18 protein-coding genes and 1 pseudogene are annotated in these 20,957 nt (G+C 62.6%); 6 read left to right on the forward strand and 13 right to left on the reverse strand.

The genetic code is table 11. The features are described from left to right. Positions 1–3: 3 nt before the first annotated feature. The gene (locus RE4_RS17655; protein ID WP_003941993.1) at positions 4–531 is read left to right on the forward strand and encodes a gamma carbonic anhydrase family protein; all 528 of its coding nucleotides are present in this window, start codon (positions 4–6) and stop codon (positions 529–531) included. Between the two features lie 40 nt (positions 532–571). Here the strand turns inward: RE4_RS17655 and RE4_RS17660 are convergent, their stop codons facing one another. The 7 genes from RE4_RS17660 to RE4_RS17690 all read right to left on the reverse strand — a co-directional run bounded on the left by RE4_RS17660 (position 572) and on the right by RE4_RS17690 (position 7,071). Further along, complete coding sequence (locus RE4_RS17660; RefSeq protein ID WP_029254865.1) at positions 572–1,558, reverse strand: pirin family protein; 987 nt, start codon at positions 1,556–1,558, stop codon at positions 572–574. Between the two features lie 20 nt (positions 1,559–1,578). Then, entirely contained in the window at positions 1,579–2,052 is a 474-nt protein-coding gene (locus RE4_RS17665; protein WP_019744297.1) for a MarR family winged helix-turn-helix transcriptional regulator, read from the reverse strand. After that, positions 2,039–3,133 (reverse strand): LLM class flavin-dependent oxidoreductase, encoded by a 1,095-nt coding sequence (locus tag RE4_RS17670; protein WP_020906827.1) that lies wholly within the window; start codon positions 3,131–3,133, stop codon positions 2,039–2,041. The genes RE4_RS17665 and RE4_RS17670 overlap by 14 nt, the downstream gene beginning before the upstream one ends. Positions 3,134–3,280: 147 nt before the next feature. Next, positions 3,281–4,813, reverse strand: coding sequence for a DHA2 family efflux MFS transporter permease subunit (locus RE4_RS17675; protein WP_003942006.1), 1,533 nt, complete (start codon positions 4,811–4,813; stop codon positions 3,281–3,283). Beyond that, a complete protein-coding gene (locus RE4_RS17680) occupies positions 4,810–5,280 on the reverse strand; it encodes a MarR family winged helix-turn-helix transcriptional regulator (RefSeq protein ID WP_003941890.1) in 471 nt (156 codons plus the stop codon). The genes RE4_RS17675 and RE4_RS17680 overlap by 4 nt, the downstream gene beginning before the upstream one ends. An 89-nt stretch (positions 5,281–5,369) precedes the next feature. Continuing rightward, on the reverse strand, positions 5,370–6,335 hold the full coding sequence (locus RE4_RS17685; protein WP_060939054.1) for an NADPH:quinone oxidoreductase family protein: 966 nt from the start codon (positions 6,333–6,335) through the stop codon (positions 5,370–5,372). A gap of 79 nt (positions 6,336–6,414) precedes the next feature. Next, the gene (locus tag RE4_RS17690; protein WP_021334063.1) at positions 6,415–7,071 is read right to left on the reverse strand and encodes a TetR/AcrR family transcriptional regulator; all 657 of its coding nucleotides are present in this window, start codon (positions 7,069–7,071) and stop codon (positions 6,415–6,417) included. A 218-nt stretch (positions 7,072–7,289) separates the two neighbouring features. Between RE4_RS17690 and RE4_RS31960 the strand changes: the two are divergent. From RE4_RS31960 to RE4_RS17700, 3 genes and pseudogenes are all read left to right on the forward strand, one after another. Continuing rightward, positions 7,290–7,439: pseudogene (locus RE4_RS31960) on the forward strand (alcohol dehydrogenase catalytic domain-containing protein); the annotation flags it as partial. 218 nt (positions 7,440–7,657) lie between these two features. Then, positions 7,658–8,110 carry a zinc-binding dehydrogenase gene (locus RE4_RS31625; protein ID WP_238077020.1) on the forward strand — a complete coding sequence of 151 codons (453 nt, stop codon included), beginning with the start codon at positions 7,658–7,660 and terminating at the stop codon, positions 8,108–8,110. A 58-nt stretch (positions 8,111–8,168) separates the two neighbouring features. Then, positions 8,169–8,927, forward strand: coding sequence for an acyl-[acyl-carrier-protein] thioesterase (locus tag RE4_RS17700; protein WP_081098388.1), 759 nt, complete (start codon positions 8,169–8,171; stop codon positions 8,925–8,927). On the opposite strand, the gene RE4_RS17705 is transcribed toward RE4_RS17700, so the two are convergent. Further along, on the reverse strand, positions 8,924–9,124 hold the full coding sequence (locus tag RE4_RS17705) for a hypothetical protein (RefSeq protein WP_003941897.1): 201 nt from the start codon (positions 9,122–9,124) through the stop codon (positions 8,924–8,926). The two genes, RE4_RS17700 and RE4_RS17705, sit on opposite strands and share 4 nt — an antisense overlap. A 73-nt stretch (positions 9,125–9,197) precedes the next feature. Here RE4_RS17705 and RE4_RS17710 point away from each other — a divergent pair, with 73 nt between their 5' ends. After that, positions 9,198–9,695, forward strand: a complete 498-nt coding sequence (locus RE4_RS17710; RefSeq protein ID WP_007728426.1) for a SixA phosphatase family protein — start codon at positions 9,198–9,200, stop codon at positions 9,693–9,695. Between the two features lie 13 nt (positions 9,696–9,708). Here RE4_RS17710 and RE4_RS17715 read toward each other — a convergent pair whose 3' ends face one another. Continuing rightward, on the reverse strand, positions 9,709–10,716 hold the full coding sequence (locus tag RE4_RS17715) for an LLM class flavin-dependent oxidoreductase (RefSeq protein ID WP_060939055.1): 1,008 nt from the start codon (positions 10,714–10,716) through the stop codon (positions 9,709–9,711). A gap of 88 nt (positions 10,717–10,804) precedes the next feature. Here RE4_RS17715 and RE4_RS17720 point away from each other — a divergent pair, with 88 nt between their 5' ends. Beyond that, positions 10,805–11,191 (forward strand): glyoxalase superfamily protein, encoded by a 387-nt coding sequence (locus tag RE4_RS17720; protein ID WP_060939056.1) that lies wholly within the window; start codon positions 10,805–10,807, stop codon positions 11,189–11,191. Positions 11,192–11,286: 95 nt separating this feature from the next. Here the strand turns inward: RE4_RS17720 and RE4_RS17725 are convergent, their stop codons facing one another. The 4 genes from RE4_RS17725 to RE4_RS17740 all read right to left on the reverse strand — a co-directional run bounded on the left by RE4_RS17725 (position 11,287) and on the right by RE4_RS17740 (position 20,955). Beyond that, positions 11,287–15,243, reverse strand: a complete 3,957-nt coding sequence (locus RE4_RS17725) for a DNA-directed RNA polymerase subunit beta' (protein ID WP_019744304.1) — start codon at positions 15,241–15,243, stop codon at positions 11,287–11,289. Between the two features lie 117 nt (positions 15,244–15,360). Further along, entirely contained in the window at positions 15,361–18,867 is a 3,507-nt protein-coding gene (rpoB, locus tag RE4_RS17730; RefSeq protein ID WP_019744305.1) for a DNA-directed RNA polymerase subunit beta, read from the reverse strand. 450 nt (positions 18,868–19,317) lie between these two features. Beyond that, on the reverse strand, positions 19,318–20,181 hold the full coding sequence (locus RE4_RS17735; RefSeq protein WP_046378227.1) for an energy transducer TonB: 864 nt from the start codon (positions 20,179–20,181) through the stop codon (positions 19,318–19,320). 45 nt (positions 20,182–20,226) lie between these two features. After that, complete coding sequence (locus tag RE4_RS17740) at positions 20,227–20,955, reverse strand: hypothetical protein (RefSeq protein ID WP_060939057.1); 729 nt, start codon at positions 20,953–20,955, stop codon at positions 20,227–20,229. Positions 20,956–20,957: the final 2 nt, after the last annotated feature.

Raw genomic sequence — 20,957 nt, forward strand, 5'->3', positions numbered from 1 at the left:
ACCATGACCAACCCGATCATCGCCACCGTTCTCGGTAACACCCCGCAGATCGACGAAAGTGCGTTCATCGCACCCAACGCCACCGTTGTCGGCGCTGTGACCATCGCTGCCGGAGCCAGCATCTGGTACGGCGCGGTTATCCGCGGCGACGCAGAATCGATCTCCATCGGCGCTGACACCAACATTCAGGACAACTGCACCGTGCACGCCGACCCGACGTTCCCCGCAGTGCTGGGCGAGCGAATCTCGGTCGGCCACAACGCAGTGCTGCACGGGTGCACCGTCGAAGACGACGTTCTCGTCGGCATGGGTGCCGTGGTGCTCAACGGCGCACACATCGGTTCGGGATCACTGATTGCAGCCGGTGCGGTCGTGTCTCAGGGGATGCAAATCCCGCCTGGATCACTGGTCGCCGGCGTGCCCGCCAAGGTCAAACGTGAACTCTCCGAAGGCGAAAAGGCCGGTATCACCGCCAACGGCGCCGGCTACATCATGCTCGCGAAGGCTCACCAGGACATCGAACAGGCCTGATCGAGACGATGCTCGCGGACGGTAGCCGCAAGAGCACCGACTAGCCTCGGGGCCGCAACGTACTGTTCGGCAACTCGGGTGCCGGGAGCGCCGGGCCGTCGTATCCCGGCACGACGCCGAAACGCTGGTCCGGGACGCTGCCGTCGAATCCGGAGGCCAGCTCGGCCTGCCACTTGCGTCGATACTCGACGATCTCTTCGTGGGTACGACCCATGAAGTTCCACCACATGATGACCTGCTCGCCCAACGGTTTCCCGCCGAGCAGTAGCAGTCGAGCCGGTTCGGATCCCGGATTGCGCAAAGTCAGTTTTCCGAAACCCGGTGCTTGATAACCCAACTCGGCCCAGCCGACGGTGGTACCACGCAGAACAACCGATCCTTGATCGACGATCACGCCGTGCTCATGTGAACGATCGACATCGAGGGCGATCTCGGCCCCAGGATCGAGAATCACCTCGGCACCGAGTAATTCGGTGAAGGTAGACACCGGAGACGTGTCACCGGCGAGCGAGCCGAGGAACACACTGAGCGTGGCACCATCGGTGGTCACCGGCTCCGGTCGATAGTGAACGAACGCGGGTGCGGTATCGCGCGCCGCATCCGGCAGCGCCACCCACAACTGCATCCCGTGCAGAACCTTCGTATTCGGCGTCGACACCTCGGAGTGCGCGATCCCACTCCCGGCCGTCATCAAATTCAGTTCACCCGGCCGAACCATTGCATGGGAACCGATGCTGTCACGGTGCTCGATCTCTCCGGTGAACAGCCAACTCACCGTTTGCAATCCGGTATGCGGATGCGGCGGCACATGCATGCCCGGTCCTGAGCCGACGTCATCCGGACCGTAATGATCGGCAAAACACCATGCCCCGATCAGCGAACGCTCGCGTTGCGGAAGGGTGCGACGCACTCGCATCGCCCGCGGGCCACCGAGCGGTACGTCGCGCGGGGTGAGAATCTGAATCTCGCTCTCCGCCGGATGGCCTTCGCATTCCTGCTCGACGGGCTGCGCTTCGAGGTTGCTCATATCGTCCATCCTGCCTCTAGTCATGACTGCGCGAGACGCAGACGCGTGCACAATTCGGCCAACAGTCGAAGTTCATCCGCGTCCAGGGCCGGTCCGACGTGGCGACGAATGCTCGCCGCATGACGGCGACCCACTGATTTCTGCAGCGCTGCACCCGCTTCGGTGAGTTGCACGATCGTCCCGCGGCGATCCTGTGGATCAACACTTCTCGATACCAGACCTTCACCCTCCAACCGTTCTACCAGGCGGCTGAGTGACGGCTGGCTCAACAGGATCTCGCGATTCAGGTCATGCAGGCGAAGTGAACTACTCGGTGTGAGGCTCAATGTGAACAGCACGTCGTACTCGCGCATCGACACCTGATCCCAGACGTCGTCGGCAGAGAGCCGCCGCAGCACCGACACCTGGGCGCGAAACAAGGCTTCCCAGGCGTCGGTGGCGAGTTCGGTGGTGCTGACCGGAACCTCAGGCGGTTGCTCGTCAGGCAGTGACACTGCTTGCCTCACGAGCCGCCTTCATCGACGCGTGAGTGGGCGGGTTGTCCGGCACATGTGCGGGCCGCCTGGCCGCGAACTCACGGCGCAGAACCGGAACAACTTCCTCACCGAGCAGATCGAGCTGCTCGAGCACCGTCTTGAGCGGCAGCCCGGCGTGATCCATCAGGAACAGCTGGCGCTGGTAGTCGCCGAAGAAATCGGCAAACGCCAACGTCTTCTCGATGACCTGCTCAGGGGAACCGACGGTCAGCGGCGTCTGCTCGGTGAACTCTTCGAGTGAGGGCCCGTGGCCGTACACCGGAGCATTGTCGAAATACGGACGGAATTCCTTGACCGCGTCCTGACTGTTCTTGCGCATGAAGACCTGACCACCGAGACCGACAATCGCCTGGTCCGCGGAGCCGTGGCCGTAATGCTCGTAACGCTGGCGGTAGAGATTGATCAGCTCGATGTAGTGCTCTTTCGGCCAGAAGATGTTGTTCGCGAAGAATCCGTCGCCGTGATACGCCGCGATCTCCGCGATCTCGGGGCTGCGGATCGAACCGTGCCACACGAACGGCGCGACGCCGTCCAGCGGGCGCGGGGTGGACGTGAATCCCTGGAGTGGAGTGCGGTACTCCCCTTGCCAGTTCACGACCTCCTCGTCCCAGAGCCGGCGAAGAAGTTGATAGTTCTCGAGCGCCAGCGGGATACCGGCGCGAATGTCCTTGCCGAACCACGGGTACACCGGCGCGGTGTTTCCGCGTCCCATCATCAGATCGACACGCCCCTCAGCGAGGTGTTGAAGCATCGCGTAGTCCTCGGCGATCTTCACCGGGTCGTTGGTGGTGATCAGCGTCGTGGACGTGGAGAGCGTGATCTTCTCGGTCTGGGCCGCGATGTATCCGAGCATCGTGGTCGGAGATGACGGCACGAACGGCTTGTTGTGGTGCTCGCCGGTCGCGAAGACGTCGAGACCGACTTCCTCGGCGTGCTTGGCGATGGTCGTCATGGCCTTGATGCGCTCGTGCTCTGTCGGGGTCTTACCCGTCGTGGGATCAGTGGTGACGTCACCAACCGTGAAGATTCCGAACTGCATGGTTGCTCCTCCGCGAACTAGATCCATGCGTTTGCATGTAACTGATCAAACATTCAACCATCCAGCTGTATTCCACGGCAAAAAGATGAGGGCGGCACACAAGATGTGTGCCGCCCTCATCTGGACAAACGATCTACCGAAAAGCGGTCAGTGCATAACGATCGGCGTTGCCGTCTCGCCCTCGGCCACCGGCCTGGTGGTCTTGCTCCGCGGCAGGAAGAACGCCGGGATGAGGGTCAGGACGATCAGCACAGTGGCAACGAGGAAGGTGTTGCCGAAAGCGTCCGACGCCGCACTGAGAATCGAATTCGCAGCAGACTCCTGCGGACTTCCCGGCTCGGTCGGAATGTGCGACGCCGCACCGACCATCGTCGTATCGAGGCCACGATCGAGAAGCTGGTTGGTCAAGACCACCGACATCACGGCGGTACCGATCGAACCTGCGGTCTGCTGAACGATGTTCATCAGAGTGGAGCCGCGAGCGATCTGCTCGTTGGAGAGCGTCACGATAGCTGCGGTCATCAGCGGCATCATGGTGCAACCCATACCGAGGCCCATGACGAACAAGGCGCCCATCAGCAGCCACGTCGGGGAATCCGAGGCAACCTGTGTGAACACACCCAAACCGATGAGAATCAGCGGCAAACCGGTCAGGACGATCTTGCCCGGGCCGATCTTGTCGACCAGTCGACCAGCGATCGGCATGGTGACCATAGCGCCCAGACCCTGTGGAGCCATCAACAATCCGGCCGCGAGCGTGGTGTGCCCGCCGACCTGAATGAAGTAGCTCGGGAACAGCAACCCGGCGCCCATGAACGCGACGATGAACAACGACGTCGTGATGACGGCGGTGGTCAACTGACGGTTCTTGAACAGGTGCAGGTCGATCAGCGGGTGATCCTTGTTGAGCGCGTGGAACACGAAGGCGATGATCAGTGCCAGACCGATACCGGCAGACACCAGAACCCGAGCGGACGCGACGGTTCCCACCTCAGGGATGGACGACACACCGAACAGGAACAGCGCCAGGCCGGGCGACAGCAGGATCATGCCGAGGAAGTCGAAGGACTCCGAAGGCTTCGCCTTGTCGGACGGCAGAATGATGAACGCAGCAGCCAGAGCGATGATGCCGATCGGCAAGTTGATCAGGAAGATCCAGTGCCAGCTCGCGGCCTCGATCAGCCAACCACCGAGAATCGGGCCGCCGATAGGACCGAGCAGCATCGGGATACCGAGAACTGCCATGACACGACCGACACGGTCCGGACCGGCGGCCCGGGTCATGATCGTCATACCGAGCGGCATCAACATGCCGCCGCCGAGACCCTGGAGCACGCGGAAGCCGATGAGCGAGGTGATGTCCCACGCCATCGCACAAGCGACCGAACCGAGCACGAACAGCACCAGGGCCGTCATGTACAGGCGCTTGGTGCCGAAACGGTCGGCAGCCCAACCGGTAACCGGAATGACCGTCGCCAAGGCGAGCGTGTAGGCCGTCATCGTCCACGCGACGGTGGCGTACGAAGTTTCGAAGTCCTCGGCAAAAGTGGTGAGCGCGACGCTCACCACGGTTACGTCGAGAATCGACATGATGGCGCCGAGCACCACCACGGAAGCGATCTTGAGGACCGCCCCGTCAAGTTTGTCGGACGCCGGTGCCGGCGCGTTCGGCGATGTCATCGCGAAGTCTCCTGGTTAAGTGCTCGCAGATAGTCACCCGCGAGAATGGGCTTGAGAGCCTCGAACAAACGAATCCGCTCTGGCTCAGGAACACGCGACGCGAATTCGCGAAGCTGGCCGCGCTTGCACTCGATGTGGTTGGTCGTCACCTTACGACCGGCCTCCGACAAGGAAACCCGCTTGACGCGTCGGTCCCGCTCGTCTTCACGGCGATCGACCAGACCCATGTTCACGAGCTGATCGATGTTCCGCCCCGTAGCTGCCACCGAGAGCCGAAGCTCGTCGGCAACCTCGTTGATCGGGATCGCCGCATCACGTTGTGCAAGTACGAACAGCACACGCACCTGAGAGAACGAGAGATCCAGTTCGATCAACGCATCGATCGACTCCGAATCACCGGCGCTCATCAGGCGAGTGAACAACTCGTCGAGTGCTCCATACAGGTCATCAGAATCGGAAGCGATCACCTGGCAAATGGTAGTGCGGTTGCAACTATTGCCCAAATGAAAACATGTTGCAACTTATTATTTGGTGAGCACCATCACGTTGCGAAGAATCATTCCTGCAGCAAGATGGCCTTTCCGAGAACTTTGCCGCTTTCGAGATCAGCCAGGGCAACTGCTGCGTCGGCAAGCGGATACCGTGCCTTGACCAGCGGACGCAAGCCGTTCCGGACGTGTTCTACCAGCGATGCATGCACCTCGGCTACCGCTTCGGGATTGGTGCGCGTGAACTCGCCCCACGCCGCGCCGACAATGCTGATGTTGCGGAACAGCACCCGGTTCACCTTGACCTGAGGAATGCCGCCGCCGGCAAAACCGATAACCACAAGACGCCCCTCCGGCGCCAGAACCCGGACCGCGTCGTCGAACGCATCCCCGCCTACTGGATCTACCACGATCTGAGCGCCGACGCCGTCGGTCAGTTCCCGAATCCGCTCTCCCCATCCCGGAGCCAGCGCGACAACCTCGTCGGCACCGAGCTCACGCAAGAAGTCCTCGACGCCTTCGCGTCGTACCACGGCGATCACCCGAGCGCCGTGCGCCTTGGCCAGCTGGATGGTTGCCGTTCCGACTCCGCCCGCAGCGCCGAGCACGACGACCGTCTCCCCCGCGACGATCTTCGCGCGACGAGCCAGCGCGAACTCCATCGTCTGATAGTTGATGATCAGAGAGGCCGCCTCGTCGAAGGCGAGTCCGTCCGGAATTCGGAGTACCTGCGCCGGGTTGACGGCAATCCGCTCTGCATAGCCGCCCAGATACGCGGCCGCGAGAACACGATCGCCCGGAGCGAAACCCGACCCTTTCGGCGCGGAGACCACGACGCCCGAGATCTCCGCGCCGGGAATGAACGGCGGTTCCGGGCGGATCTGATACTTGCCGTAGGTGATGAGTAGGTCCGGAAAGCAGACGCCACTGGCCTTCACATCGATGAGAACAAGACCTTCGGCTGCGGGCTCGGGAACCTCCTGCGCGACAATTCCTTCGGGACCGGACAGTTCCGTAACCACCATGGCGCGCACAGAAAGCTCCTCTTCGGGACATCTGAAGTCTGGACCGGTAACCCGGTTTTCTCGACTTTAACCCGGTACTCACGTCAGATCATCGTTCGCTCCCGATGTGCAGACGTTCGAGTCCGTCGAGAATCAGATCAAGACCGAAAGCGAATTCGGCGGCGTAGCTGTATCCCGGAGCTAGGACGTGCTCGGTGGTCAGCTCGGCCAGGTGCGGATACTGACCGCTCTCGAACGAGCCCATGATCGCCTTCGCCAGTTCCGTCGTTTCCTGCGCTGTTTCGAACGGCAAGCTCACCTCTTGCAGCACGAAGCCGTAGATGTACGCATCCATGATCGAAAAGGCATGCGCAGCAAGGGCGACCGGAAAGTCGGCAGCGCGTAGTGTTCCGATGACGGCGTCGTGGTGGCGCAGGGTCGCGGGACCAGGCGTCGTTCGGGACTCCATCAACGGAGTTGCCCACGGGTGCCTCCCCAGCACCTCCCGAGTCGATACCGCTCGCGCGTGAACTTCCGTTCGCCACGGCAGTCCCGGCGTCGGAAGATCGATCTCCGCAAAGACCGCGTCGACCATTCCGTCGAGCAGATCCCCCTTGTCCGAAACATGGTTGTACAGAGACATCGCCTCGACGCCCAGTTCGGTCCCCAGCTTCCGCATGGTCATCGAATCGATTCCGACGGAATCTGCAAGCGCCACGGCAGCGCGTACAACGTCATCTCGGGTCAATCTTGTGCGCTTCTCCACATTGACAGAACTTACACCGTAAGTGCAATACTTACGGTGTAAGCATTCGACGAACGGAGACTCGCATGCCGCAGGAACTGATGACCGCCGTCGTACAGGATCGCTACGGCGAAGCCGACGTTCTCTACCTCGACCACATTCCGCGCCCCACTGTCGCCGACAACGAAGTGCTGATTCGCGTCGAGGCCGCGTCCGTCGACCGCGGGGCATGGCATCTCATGGCCGGACTGCCATATCCGTTGCGCCTCGCGGGATTTGGACTGCGCAGACCTGAGAACCGGGTCCGCGGACTGGACGTGTCCGGCCGAGTCGAGGCCGTCGGCAGTTCGGTGACCCGCGTGGCACTCGGCCAGGAGGTATACGGGATCGCGGTCGGTTCGTTTGCGGAGTACGCGTGCGCACTCGAGACGAAGATTGCCGCAAAACCTGCCCGGTTGTCGTTCGCACAAGCAGCAGCGGTGCCGGTCTCCGGCCTCACAGCGCTGCAAGCCGTGCGCGACCACGGCCGCGTGCAGGCCGGCAATCCGTCCTCGTTCTCGGTGCATCCGGTGGCGTCGGGATCTACGCGGTGCAGGTGGCGAAAGCCATGGGCGCGCTCGTCACCGGCGTATGCAGCACCTCGAAAACCGATACCGTCCGCTCCCTCGGTGCCGACGAGGTTCGCGACTACCGCGTCGACGACGCCACCGACGGATCGCATCGGTACGACGTCATCATCGACACCGGCGGCAACCGCCGACTGCGAGAACTTCGACGGGCGCTCACACGCACCGGAAGGCTCGTGATCGTGGGCGGCGAGAACGGCGGACGGTGGCTCGGCGGAATCGATCGCCAAATCCGCGCACTGTGCTTGTCTCCGTTCGTATCTCAGAAGCTCGGGTCTTTGATGGCTTCGGAGAACGCCGAGGATCTGGAGGTGCTGACGGCAATGATCGACGCAGGTGTCATCACCCCGGTGATCGACTCCGTTCATCCCTTGCCGACACCGCCGTCGCCGTGGCACGAATGGTCGACGGTTCCGGCTGCGGAAAGCAGATAATCGCCACTCGCTGAAAAGCCTGACAGAATCGGCTCACTCCAGCGAACAGGAATCTCACGTGAACCCAGATCTCACGCTCGCGCCGCAGCCAGACAGAGGACCGATCTTCGTCAAGTCCCGCCCGGTCCGTACCGGCGACATCGACGTCGCCAAGCAGGCCAGGCTCGACGCCGTCGCCCGTTATCTGCAGGACATCGGCAACGACAACATCGAAGCCGCCGGCGCCATCGACACTCATCCGCTCTGGATAGTGCGTCGTACGGTCGTCGATGTCGTACGCCCGGCGATCTGGCCGGAAGAGTTGACGATGACTCGCTGGTGCTCCGGCTTCTCCACGAGATGGGCGAACATGCGCGTGCGCTTCGACGGCAGCAACGGCGCGCTGATGGAAACCGAAGGCTTCTGGATCAACATCAGCGCCGAGTCAGGCATGCCCACCAGGATGAGCGACGACTTCATGCGGCCGTTGGAAGAATCCACCGACGAGCATCGCCTGAAGTGGAAGCGTGTCCTCGCCGAGAACGCACCGGAGGCGGACGACGCGGGTGTTCTGGACACGCCGTTCGCTCTGCGCGCCACGGATATCGACCCGTTCGACCACGTGAACAACGCCGTCTACTGGCAGGCAGTCGAAGAGGTCCTCAGCGCGCGCACCGAACTGCGTACAGTTCCGCATCGAGCACTGATCGAGTACCTCTCCCCCATCGTCTCCAGTGACGACGTCGTCCTGCGCAGCCGCGTCGACGACAAGACCGTCACGGTCTGGTTCCTGGTCGGCGAAGCGCTCCGCGCAGTTGCGCAGGTGAGCGCCCTCTAACGCAGTTTCTGGGTCGCGACAGCCGCGACACCGAACACCAGCGCAAGAAGAATCGCGGCCCAGAAACCGAAGAGCCACCACACCACGCCGAACACGACCACTGCCGGGGCAACGGTGATGAAAGCGATGGTGGGGCTTTCGCGTACCACCTCGAGTGCAGTTCGGGCATTAGTTCGATCGAGCTTCTTACCGGCCATCGAAAACCTCCTTCAAGGTCCTGACCATCCAGAGTAACCGGACTGACGGGCACAAAGCGGATACCGTGAACGCATGGCCGACCACCGCACCCTCGTCCTCATGCGACACGGCAAGTCCAGCTACCCCGAGGGCATCCGTGATCACGAGCGTCCGCTCGCCGAACGGGGCCTGCGCGAGGCCCGCATCGGCGGCGAATGGATCCGCGAAAACGTCCCGCCCGTAGACGCCGTTCTGTGCTCCACCTCCCGGCGTACCGTCGAAACCCTTGCCTCGACGGGAATCGAAGCTCCCGCCGGATTCGAGAAGTCCATCTACGGCGGCTCACCCGCAGACGTCATTGCAGCTGCGCGAACCACGTCCGACCACGTCAAGACGCTCCTGATCGTCGGACACGAACCCGGAATTCCCTGGACTGCACTCGATCTCGCATCGAACGAAAACTCCGAAGCGGCCCAACGTATCCGCGACAAGTTCCCGACTTCGGCGATCGCCGTCCTCTCCGTACCGGTGCCGTGGACCGAACTCGACGACTCCGTCGCCACTCTGCTCGAGTTTCACGTGCCCCGTTAGATCAACCACACCGCTAAAGCACCTCACGTAGCAGGCGGTCCGAAAGTGCAAGCGCGTCACGGTCGTACGTCGACGTCGACGCCAGCACTTCGTCGGCACCGGTCCGCTCGGCGAGATCGTGAAGCTGTTGTTTCACCTCGACAGGTGTGCCGTGCAGCGCCGACGCCATGAACGACTCGATACGCCTGGCATTTCGATCACTGCGCGGGGCGCGCCTGATCCCGTCCGGCGACGCGAGCGGCGGAAACTCCCCCGTCCGTGACGATTCTGCGAGCGCGTATGCCTCCGGGATCAGCAACTCACGCGCCGCGTCGGTGGTATCGGCAACCGCCACTTCGAGAGAAACCACCACATAGGGTTCGGGATGAGCGTCGGTGGCCCGGAAAGCTCGGCGGTACTCGTCCAATGCATCCACCCGGTCGGTGCTCCCGATTCCGAGTATCGGCCCACCCACGACCACCGGAAGCCCCAGTTGCGCTGCCACTTTCAAACCTGTACGCGTCGCGAGTACGAAGATCGGCACCCCGGTCTCCGACGCCGGCCGTGCCGTCACTGCCGCGGATCCGTCCACATAGCGCCTCACCTCATCGAGATCTGACGCAAACGTGTCCGGAGCATCCTTGCTGCGTCGTAGTGCCTGACGAACAGGCTCCGTGAATCCCAGCGATCGGCCGAGGCCGAGATCGATTCGCCCCGGGTACAGAGCCTCCAGCATCAAGAACTGCTCGGCGACGATCAGCGGTTGGTGATTCGGCAGCATGACCCCACCGCTCCCGAGTCTGATATCGCGCGTATGCGCGCCGATCGCGGCAAGCAGTACTGCCGGCGACCCGCTCCCGATCCCGGGCACCGCGTGATGCTCGGCCACCCAGAACCGGTGGTAGCCGAGAGCGTCGGCGTGCGCGGCGCGTTCGACGGAATGCGTCAGAGCTGCGGAGTCGGGGTATCCGCTCCTGGTTCGGGATCGGTCGAGCAGTGAGAGAAGCACTCTCGGAGCAACAAGGAATTCGGAAAGTTTCATCCGGACGCCTAATGAGGACCGTTTCTGACCGCAATACCCGCAACACTGGACCTGTCGCCGGAATCCACCATCACATGAAGGGCACGTCATGGACATCAAGCTCGAACTGGTCGCCATTCCCGTCACCGACATCGACCGCGCCAAGGACTTCTACGTCCGCCTCGGCTTCAACGCCGACCACGATCACACGGTCAGCGAGGACCTGCGCTTCGTCCAGCTGACCCCACCCGGTTCGGCCTGCTCGATCTGCATCGGCAAGGGAATCACCGACGCCGAGCCCGGTTCCGTCGTCGGCATGCAGGTAGTGGTCAAGGACATCGAAGAGGCCGAGCGCGAGTTCAAGAGCCGCGGCATCGACATCAGCCCGATCGACGACCAGGCTTGGGGCAGATTCATCTACTTCGCCGACCCCGACGACAACAAGTGGGCTGTCCAGGAGATCGTCATCCCGGACCTCAGCGGCAGCAACTCCTGAAGCGAGCGAGATGAAAAATCCCCCCACCTCTTTCGAGGTGGGGGGATTTTCTACGAACTAACGCTTAGCGGTAGTCGTCACATGCGACTACCCGACTAGCGGTAGTCGTTGCTGAAGCCGTAGTCGTCCAGCGGAACTGCAGCACCGGTGTTCTGGCCGAAGCCGTCCGGGCTGTAGTACTGGTCGTCGTACGACGGCACTGCGTAAGCAGCGGCGCGTGCCTCTTCGGTGGGCTGAACCTGGATGTTGCGGTAACGGTTGATACCGGTACCGGCAGGGATCAGCTTGCCGATGATGACATTTTCCTTCAGACCGATCAGCTTGTCCGAGCGGCAGTTGATAGCCGCGTCGGTCAAGACACGAGTGGTCTCCTGGAACGATGCCGCGGACAGCCACGAATCCGTCGCGAGCGACGCCTTCGTGATACCCATGAGCACCGGACGGCCGGCTGCGGGCTCGCCACCCTCGGCGACAACGCGGCGGTTTGCCGACTCGAACTCGGCGCGCTCGGTGAGCGAACCGGGCAGGAACTCGGTGGCACCGGAATCGATGATCGTCACGCGACGAAGCATCTGGCGCACGATGACCTCGATGTGCTTGTCGTGGATCGACACACCCTGGCTCCGGTACACCTCCTGGACCTCGTTGACCAAGTGGATCTGAACCTGACGCGGACCCATGACTCGCAGGACCTCGTGGGGATCGGCAGCACCTTCCATGAGCTGCTGTCCGACCTCGACGTGGTCACCGTCAGCCAAGAGGCTTTCGCGACCGTCGGCATGCTTGAAGACGCGCAGACGCTGACGCTTGCTGAGCTTGTCGTAGACAACCTCTTCGCCGCCGTCGTCCGGAACGATGGTGATCTTGTAGAAACGATCGCCGTCTTCGAGCTGTACCCGACCGGTGACGTCCGCGATAGGAGCCTTGCCCTTGGGCACACGTGCCTCGAACAGCTCCTGGACACGCGGCAGACCGCCGGTGATGTCATCTCCTGCGACACCACCCTGGTGGAAGGTACGCATGGTCAGCTGGGTACCGGGCTCACCGATCGACTGTGCGGCGACGATACCGACAGCCTCACCGATGTCGACCAGCTTGCCGGTGGCCATCGAACGGCCGTAGCAAGTGGCGCAAACGCCGGTGCCGGTGGTGCAGGTCAGGACCGAGCGGACCTTGACCGTCGTGATGCCGGCTTCGAGCAGAGCATCGATCGCGGGGTCACCGAGATCGTGGCCACGCTCGACGATGACGGTGCCGTTCGCGTCGACTGCATCGGCCGCCAAGGTACGGGCGTACGTGCTGGTCTCCACGTGAGCATCGCGGATCATCGTGCCGTCGGCCTGCTTCTCGGCGATCGTGGTGACGATGCCGCGCTCTGTTCCACAGTCGACCTCGCGGACGATGACGTCCTGCGAAACGTCCACCAGACGACGGGTCAGGTAACCCGAGTCGGCGGTGCGGAGTGCGGTATCGGCCAGACCCTTACGAGCACCGTGCGTGTTGATGAAGTACTCGAGAACGGTCAGGCCTTCCTTGAAGGAAGACTTGATCGGACGCGGGATGAACTCACCCTTCGGGTTTGTCACCAGACCCTTCATACCGGCGAGCGAGCGAACCTGAGTCATGTTGCCGGCTGCGCCGGACTTCACGATCATCGGGATCGGGTTGCTGTCGGGGAAGTGAGCCTCCATGGCCTTGCCGACCTTGTCGGTCGCTTCCTGCCAAATGGTGACCAGAGCGCTGTTGCGCTCCTTCTTGTCCAGAGCACCACGCTGGTACTGCTTCTCGATCTTGTCGGCCTGAGCCTCGAAGTCCTCGATGATGGCAGGCTTCTCCGGCGGCACGAGCACGTCGGAAATCGAGACCGTGACACCCGAACGGGTGGCCCAGTAGAACCCGACGTCCTTGAGCTTGTCGACGGTCTGAGCAACCACGATCATCGGGTACCGCTCGGCGAGATCGTTGATGATCGTCGCCTGGCGCTTCTTCGGCATCTGCTCGTTGACGAACGGGTAGTCCGCCGGAAGCAGCTCGTTGAAGAGCACACGGCCGAGTGTCGTGGTGGCGGTCCAGCCGTCACCGTATTTCCAGCCCTCGGGGAACAGTTCGTTCTCGAGGTCGCGCGGCGGACGCTGCTGCGTCAGACGCACCTTGATCTGAGCCTGAACCGAGAGCGCGCCGCGGTCGACTGCCATCTGAGCCTCGGCGGGCGAGGAGTACACGCCCTGCTCTGCCTCGTCGTTGGTCGGAGCAACGAGCTCACCGGTGACACCCTCGTCGAGACGGGTCAGGTGGAACAGACCCGTGACCATGTCCAGACGCGGCATGGCGAGCGGGCGACCCGAAGCAGGCGAGAGGATGTTGTTCGAGGACAGCATCAGGATGCGTGCCTCGGCCTGAGCCTCTGCCGACAGCGGGAGGTGAACAGCCATCTGGTCACCGTCGAAGTCGGCGTTGAAGGCCTCACACACCAGCGGGTGGAGCTGAATGGCCTTGCCCTCGACGAGCTGCGGCTCGAATGCCTGGATACCCAGACGGTGCAGCGTAGGTGCACGGTTGAGCAGCACAGGGTGCTCGGCGATGACCTCTTCGAGGACGTCCCACACCTGGACGCGCTTGCGCTCGACCATGCGCTTGGCCGACTTGATGTTCTGCGCGTGGTTGAGATCGACCAGACGCTTCATCACGAACGGCTTGAACAGCTCGAGAGCCATCAGCTTGGGCAGACCACACTGGTGCAGCTTGAGCTGAGGACCGACGACGATCACGGAACGACCCGAGTAGTCGACGCGCTTACCGAGCAGGTTCTGACGGAAACGACCCTGCTTGCCCTTGAGCAGATCGCTCAGGGACTTCAGCGGGCGGTTACCCGGTCCGGTGACCGGACGTCCACGACGACCGTTGTCGAACAGGGCGTCGACCGACTCCTGCAGCATCCGCTTCTCGTTGTTGACGATGATCTCGGGAGCACCGAGGTCGATCAGTCGCTTGAGGCGGTTGTTGCGGTTGATGACGCGGCGGTACAGGTCGTTGAGGTCGGACGTCGCGAAACGTCCACCGTCGAGCTGAACCATCGGGCGAAGCTCCGGCGGGATCACCGGAACAGCGTTGAGAACCATGCCCATCGGCGAGTTGCCGTTGGTCTGGAATGCCGCAACCACCTTGAGGCGCTTGAGTGCACGCAGCTTCTTCTGGCCCTTGCCGCTGCGGATGGTCTCGCGGAGAGACTCCGCCTCGGCGTCGAGGTCGAAGTTCTGCATCAGGATCTGGATGGACTCTGCGCCCATCGCACCCGTGAAGTACTCGCCGTAACGGTCGACCAGCTCGCGGTACAGGAGCTCGTCGATGATGAGCTGCTTGACGCTCAGCTTGGTGAAGGTGGTCCAGATCTCGTCGAGACGATCCAGCTCACGCTGCGCGCGGTCACGGAGCTGACGCATTTCGCGCTCGCCGCCGTCCTTGACCTTGCGGCGGACATCGGACTTCGCGCCCTCTGCCTCGAGCTCGGCGATGTCGGCTTCGAGCTTCTGCGCACGTGCCTCGAGATCGGCGTCGCGCTGATCTGCGACGGTCTTCTTCTCGACCTGCATCTCGGCTTCGAGGGTGGACAGCTCGTTGTGACGGAGCTCCTCGTCGACGCCGACGATGACGTAGGCAGCGAAGTAGATGATCTTTTCGAGATCCTTCGGAGCCAGGTCGAGCAGGTAACCGAGACGGCTCGGAACACCCTTGAAGTACCAGATGTGCGTGACCGGTGCGGCCAGTTCGATGTGACCCATACGCTCACGACGAACCTTGGCGCGAGTGACCTCGACGCCACAGCGCTCACAGATGATGCCCTTGAAGCGGACACGCTTGTACTTACCGCAGTAGCACTCCCAGTCCCGGGTGGGGCCGAAGATCTTCTCGCAGAAGAGGCCGTCCTTCTCGGGCTTGAGCGTGCGGTAGTTGATGGTCTCCGGCTTCTTGACCTCGCCGTAGGACCAATTGCGGATGTCCTCTGCACTGGCCAAGCCAATGCGGAGTTCATCGAAGAAGTTGACGTCGAGCACGTAACTTCCTTTCCCCGTTGGGGTTACGGTTGCCGGTCACCCGGCAACCTGACTGCCAATTCAAATGTGAACTACGCCCCCGGGCCGCTCTTTCAAGAGCAACCCGGGGACCGAAACCTAGTTCGCGAGGTCGTCGACCGTCGCAGCTTCGTTCCTGGACAGGTTGATGCCCAGGTTCGCTGCGGCCCGCTCCAAGTCCTCGTCGTCGCCGTCCGCCATCGTGATGGCCGCGCCGTCCGAGGACAGCACCTCCACGTTGAGGCAGAGCGACTGGAGCTCCTTGAGGAGCACCTTGAACGACTCGGGGATGCCGGGTTCGGGGATGTTCTCGCCCTTGACGATGGCTTCGTACACCTTGACTCGACCGACCACGTCGTCCGACTTGATGGTCAGCAGTTCCTGCAGCGTGTAAGCCGCGCCGTAGGCCTGCATCGCCCAGCACTCCATCTCACCGAAGCGCTGGCCACCGAACTGGGCCTTACCACCGAGAGGCTGCTGCGTGATCATCGAGTACGGACCGGTCGAACGAGCGTGGATCTTGTCGTCGACCAAGTGGTGCAGCTTGATGATGTACATGTAACCGACCGAGACCGGGTACGGGAACGGCTCGCCGGAGCGGCCGTCGAACAAGGTGGCCTTTCCGTCGGGTCCGACCATCTGCTCGCCGTCACGGTTCGGCAGCGTCGCGCCGAGGAGACCGGTGAGCTCGTCTTCCTTCGCACCGTCGAACACCGGGGTGGCGATGTTCGAGTCGGCCGGAGCGGACAGCATCTCTTCCGGCAGGGTCGCAGCCCAGTCGGGACGAGTGCCGTCGGACGCGATCTGAATGTTCCAGCCGGTCTTGCCGATCCACCCGAGGTGGGTCTCCAAGACCTGACCGATGTTCATACGACGCGGGACACCGTGCGTGTTCAAGATGATGTCGACAGGCGTGCCGTCCGAGAGGAACGGCATGTCTTCCTGCGGCAGGATCTTGCCGATGACGCCCTTGTTACCGTGGCGGCCGGCGAGCTTGTCGCCGTCCTGGATCTTGCGCTTCTGTGCCACGTAGACGCGGACCAACTCGTTGACACCGGGAGGCAGATCGTCGTCTTCGTCACGTGAGAACACGCGGATTCCGATGACCTTGCCGGTCTCACCGTGAGGAACCTTGAGGGACGTGTCACGAACCTCGCGAGCCTTCTCACCAAAGATGGCGCGAAGGAGGCGCTCTTCGGGGGTCAGCTCGGTCTCGCCCTTCGGCGTGACCTTTCCGACCAGCACGTCGCCGTCACGAACCTCGGCACCGATACGGATGATGCCGCGCTCGTCGAGGTCGGCGAGGACCTCGTCGGAGACGTTCGGGATGTCGCGAGTGATTTCCTCGGCACCGAGCTTGGTGTCGCGGGCATCGATCTCGTGCTCCTCGATGTGAATCGAGGTCAGGACGTCCTCTTCCACGAGACGCTGCGACAGAATGATCGCGTCCTCGTAGTTGTGGCCTTCCCACGGCATGATCGCGACGAGCAAGTTCTTGCCCAGCGCCATCTCACCGTTCTCGGTGCAAGGGCCGTCGGCCAGAACCTGGCCGGCCTCGACACGCTGTCCCTCGTCCACGATCGGACGCTGGTTGGCGCACGTGCCCTGGTTGGAACGCGCGAACTTGCGCATCCGGTACGTCTTGCGGCTTCCGTCGTCAGCCATCACCGTGACGTAGTCCGCGGAGATCTCCTCCACGACACCGGTCTTCTCGGTGATGATGACGTCGCCGGCATCCACAGCTGCACGCAGCTCCATGCCGGTTCCGACGAGAGGTGCCTCGCTGCGAACCAGGGGGACAGCCTGACGCTGCATGTTGGCGCCCATCAGGGCACGGTTTGCATCGTCGTGCTCGAGGAACGGAATCATCGCGGTTGCGACGGACACCATCTGACGCGGCGAAACGTCCATGTAGTCGATGTCGGAGGACGCGACGAACTCGACCTCGCCACCCTTACGGCGGACGAGAATCTTCGAGTCGGTGAAGCGACCCTCGCGGTCGATGGCCGAGTTGGCCTGCGCGACTACGTGGCGGTCTTCTTCGTCAGCGGTCAGGTAGTCGACCTCGTCGGTCACCTGTCCGTCGACGACGCGACGGTACGGGGTCTCGATGAAACCGAACGGGTTGACGCGGGCGTAGACCGACAGCGAACCGATCAGGCCGATGTTCGGGCCTTCCGGGGTCTCGATCGGGCACATGCGGCCGTAGTGCGACGGGTGAACGTCGCGAACCTCGAGGCCGGCGCGCTCACGGGACAGACCACCCGGGCCGAGGGCGGACAGACGACGCTTGTGCGTCAGCCCCGACAGCGGGTTGTTCTGGTCCATGAACTGCGACAGCTGGGAGGTTCCGAAGAACTCCCTGATCGCAGCGACGACGGGCCGGATGTTGATCAGCGTCTGAGGCGTGATTGCCTCGACGTCCTGCGTGGTCATGCGCTCACGAACCACACGCTCCATGCGGGACAGGCCCACGCGGATCTGGTTCTGGATGAGCTCGCCGACGGTACGCAGACGACGGTTGCCGAAGTGGTCGATGTCGTCGACCTCGACGGGAACCTCGACGCCGCCCGGAGCCGTCATCGAGGTGTCACCTGCGTGCAGACGCACGAGGTACTCGACGGTGGCGACGATGTCTTCTTCGGTGAGCGTGGATGCAACGATCGGCTGACCCGCGTTCAGGCCGAGCTTCTTGTTGATCTTGTAACGACCCACGCGAGCGAGGTCGTAGCGCTTGTCCTTGAAGAACAGGTTCTCCAGCAGGGTCTGCGCGCTCTCCTTGGTGGGGGGCTCGCCCGGACGCAGCTTGCGGTAGATGTCGAGCAACGCCTCATCGGTGCCGGCGGTGTTGTCCTTCTCCAGCGTGGCCATGAGGATCTCGGAGAAGCCGAAGCGCTCCGTGATCTGCTCGGTGGTCCAGCCGAGTGCCTTGAGCAGAACGGTGACAGGCTGACGACGCTTGCGGTCGATACGGACACCAACGGTGTCGCGCTTGTCGACGTCGAACTCGAGCCATGCGCCGCGACCCGGGATCACCTTGACGCTGTGCAGATCCTTCTCGGTGCTCTTGTCGACGCTCATGTCGAAGTACACACCGGGGGAACGCACGAGCTGCGAGACGACCACACGCTCGGTGCCGTTGATGATGAAGGTGCCCTTGTCGGTCATCATCGGGAAATCTCCCATGAAGACCGTCTGGCTCTTGATCTCACCAGTGTTGTTGTTGATGAACTCCGCGGTGACGAACAACGGCGCCGCGTAGGTCATGTCCTTGTCTTTGCACTCGTCCGTCGAGGCCTTGACCTCGTCGAATCGAGGGTCGGAGAAGGACAGCGACATAGTGCCGTTGAAATCCTCGATCGGAGAAAGCTCCGCGAGGATGTCCTCGAGACCACCGGACACTGCATTGTCGCCGAGTGCCGCTGCTCGTTCACGCCAACTCTGCGCGCCGATCAGCCACTCGAACGAATCTGTCTGTACGTCAAGAAGCCCGGGAACTTCGAGGGGTTCGCGAACTTTCGCGAACGAAACCCTCTTCGGGGCTCCGGGGATTCCGGAAACTGCCTTGGTCTGGCTAGAGACTGCCAAGATGCGTCCTTCCAGCACCTCACGCGGGCCGCTCCGTGCTGTTGCGACCGCCGCTGTATCTGCTTCGAATTTCGCTGGTTACAACCCGAACGAAACCCGTCGCAGAAAGCAAGAAGTACTTGACTTCGCAGCGGTTGAGACGAGGGGTGGACAGGAGGCAGCCAGCGCAACGTCCAAAAGTACACCCTTACTCTGGAAATGTCGAGTCGGGTGTAACTGAGGGTCGAATTCAGATACTGACGTGAGACTGCCGATCACTCGTCCGTGCATGTTCACCGATCAGAGTGGACCTTGCGGACCGCTCCGTCAAGGGCGAGAGCGCGTGTCGCAGCATTCGAACATTCGTGACGCGCATTCGAACACTGCCACCGGAAGTGTAGCCAGCAACGGCGTCACATACGAAAAATCTGGACCGACATCGTGCGTCGGTCCAGATCTTCGCGCTGGTACTGGTCGCGAATCTCCGAGCTACTGGTCGCGAATCTCCGAGATCAGCCAGTTTCCGTCCTGCTTCTCCAGACTCACGATGACCATTCCGGAGCGAGAGTCTGCCGCCACGCCGTTCTGCGTCGAGCTGACGTTCAGTTGGGCGAGCAACTGTGCCCGGTCCTTCTCGAGTCGTGTGATCCCGATCAGCGGGACATCAGCGGTCGTTGCCGTCTGAGTTTGTTCGACGCCGGCCTTCTGCGTGTCCTTGTACTGGGTCAGCTGATCGCGCATCGACTGGTTCAGGCCCTGGACACCCTTGTCGAAATCGGCGTCGAACGTGTCGGGAGAGAACGTGAAGACTGCAGCCAACGCCGACGGCGTCACACGAAGAACCTCAGCCGTGGCGCCTTCGTCCACCCAGGCGATGTCGTCCGTCTTCGCGCCGACTTTGAAGAAGGCGATGCCGGCGAGGATCGCGACGATGACCGCTGCGGCCCCCAGGATCGCGACCAGGCGCCAACCGGCCTTGGATTGTGTAGGTGTTGTCGCCGACTCCCCCGCGCCCGTCTCCGGGGTAGCAGGGGCCTTGGGCTCGTCTGCGTCGGTTTTCGCCGGTTTGGTCAGATCGGGGCCTGGTGTGGATTCCGGAGCGTCGGTTTCCGTCTTCGGCGGCTCGATGTCTCCGGACTCGGCCTTCGTGAGCGTCGGCTTCGCAACCTCCGGCTTCGCAACCTCCGGCTTCACAGCCTCCTGTGTCTCTTCTTCCGGCTGTTCGATCGTGGGCTCGACCGGGTCCGAGTCGGACGTCCCCGCGGGGACGTTGAGCGAACGAGCGCTTCCAGCGATCTTCGGCCGACGGTTCTGAGGGGAGGACGGTCCGCCGGTACGACGTTTGGGTGGCATTACGCGCTTCTCCTTCGAGGGATGTCGGTGTGCAGGTTCGACGAACTACTGGCCACCGGAATCACCACCCTCGGTTGTCGGTGCAGGAGCACCGGATGCCGGTGCTTCGGTCCCCGAACCGGGTGCGGGCGTTGCGTCAGGAGCAGGCGGGGAGCCGTCGGCAGCCGGCAGAGTGCCCGAGCCGAGATCGAGCCGCGATCCGATCGGATCAGCGGACTGCGCCTTCCAGACCCCGTCGACCTCGACCATGCCCAGCCGCATGCCGAGCTGATTCTTGACGAACTGGTTGCCCTGGGTCGTGGTGACTCGAACGACGACCAGTGCCGTGGCGGTCCGGTCATCGGTATTGAGCTCGGTCAGCGCGGACTGCACAACTTCGGTGTCAGCCTTCGAACCCGAGTTACGCAACTCGTCGGTGATCGAATCCTGAACGGTCTGCAGATACGTCGTCATCTCGTCACCGGTCACCGAAGAACGCATGTTCTCGATCGACTGGTCGAGATTGGCCGAATCCGCGTTGTTGAGGTTGATCGCGACTTGCTGCGCACCGATCAGCGCGTCGTCACGCATCTCGGCTGTGGTGCGGTCGGTGGTGAGCGCCCGAACGTACGGGACGCCGAACACACCGAGCGCAACCACTGCCGCCAGAAGCAAGACACCGACCGCAATCAGAGACGCTGTCAGCCCCTTCGGTCTACCGGTTGTCGGCGCTCCCGATTCCACTTGCTCGGGCCCGCCGGACTGCGGGGAACTGTTTCTCTGAATCACACTCACTA

This window comes from Rhodococcus erythropolis NBRC 15567 (genome assembly GCF_001552595.1).
In the GTDB taxonomy this organism is placed as follows: domain Bacteria; phylum Actinomycetota; class Actinomycetes; order Mycobacteriales; family Mycobacteriaceae; genus Rhodococcus_F; species Rhodococcus_F erythropolis.

Bases quoted from the DNA above. Each gene is read 5' to 3' on its own strand.
- RE4_RS17655 (WP_003941993.1), top strand. From the start codon at position 4: ATGACCAACCCGATCATCGCCACCGTTCTCGGTAACACCCCGCAGATC.
- RE4_RS17660 (WP_029254865.1), bottom strand. From the start codon at position 1,558: ATGAGCAACCTCGAAGCGCAGCCCGTCGAGCAGGAATGCGAAGGCCAT.
- RE4_RS17670 (WP_020906827.1), bottom strand. From the start codon at position 3,133: ATGCAGTTCGGAATCTTCACGGTTGGTGACGTCACCACTGATCCCACG.
- RE4_RS17675 (WP_003942006.1), bottom strand. From the start codon at position 4,813: ATGACATCGCCGAACGCGCCGGCACCGGCGTCCGACAAACTTGACGGG.
- RE4_RS31625 (WP_238077020.1), top strand. From the start codon at position 7,658: ATGGGCGCGCTCGTCACCGGCGTATGCAGCACCTCGAAAACCGATACC.
- RE4_RS17705 (WP_003941897.1), bottom strand. From the start codon at position 9,124: ATGGCCGGTAAGAAGCTCGATCGAACTAATGCCCGAACTGCACTCGAG.
- RE4_RS17710 (WP_007728426.1), top strand. From the start codon at position 9,198: ATGGCCGACCACCGCACCCTCGTCCTCATGCGACACGGCAAGTCCAGC.
- RE4_RS17715 (WP_060939055.1), bottom strand. From the start codon at position 10,716: ATGAAACTTTCCGAATTCCTTGTTGCTCCGAGAGTGCTTCTCTCACTG.
- RE4_RS17720 (WP_060939056.1), top strand. From the start codon at position 10,805: ATGGACATCAAGCTCGAACTGGTCGCCATTCCCGTCACCGACATCGAC.
- RE4_RS17735 (WP_046378227.1), bottom strand. From the start codon at position 20,181: ATGCCACCCAAACGTCGTACCGGCGGACCGTCCTCCCCTCAGAACCGT.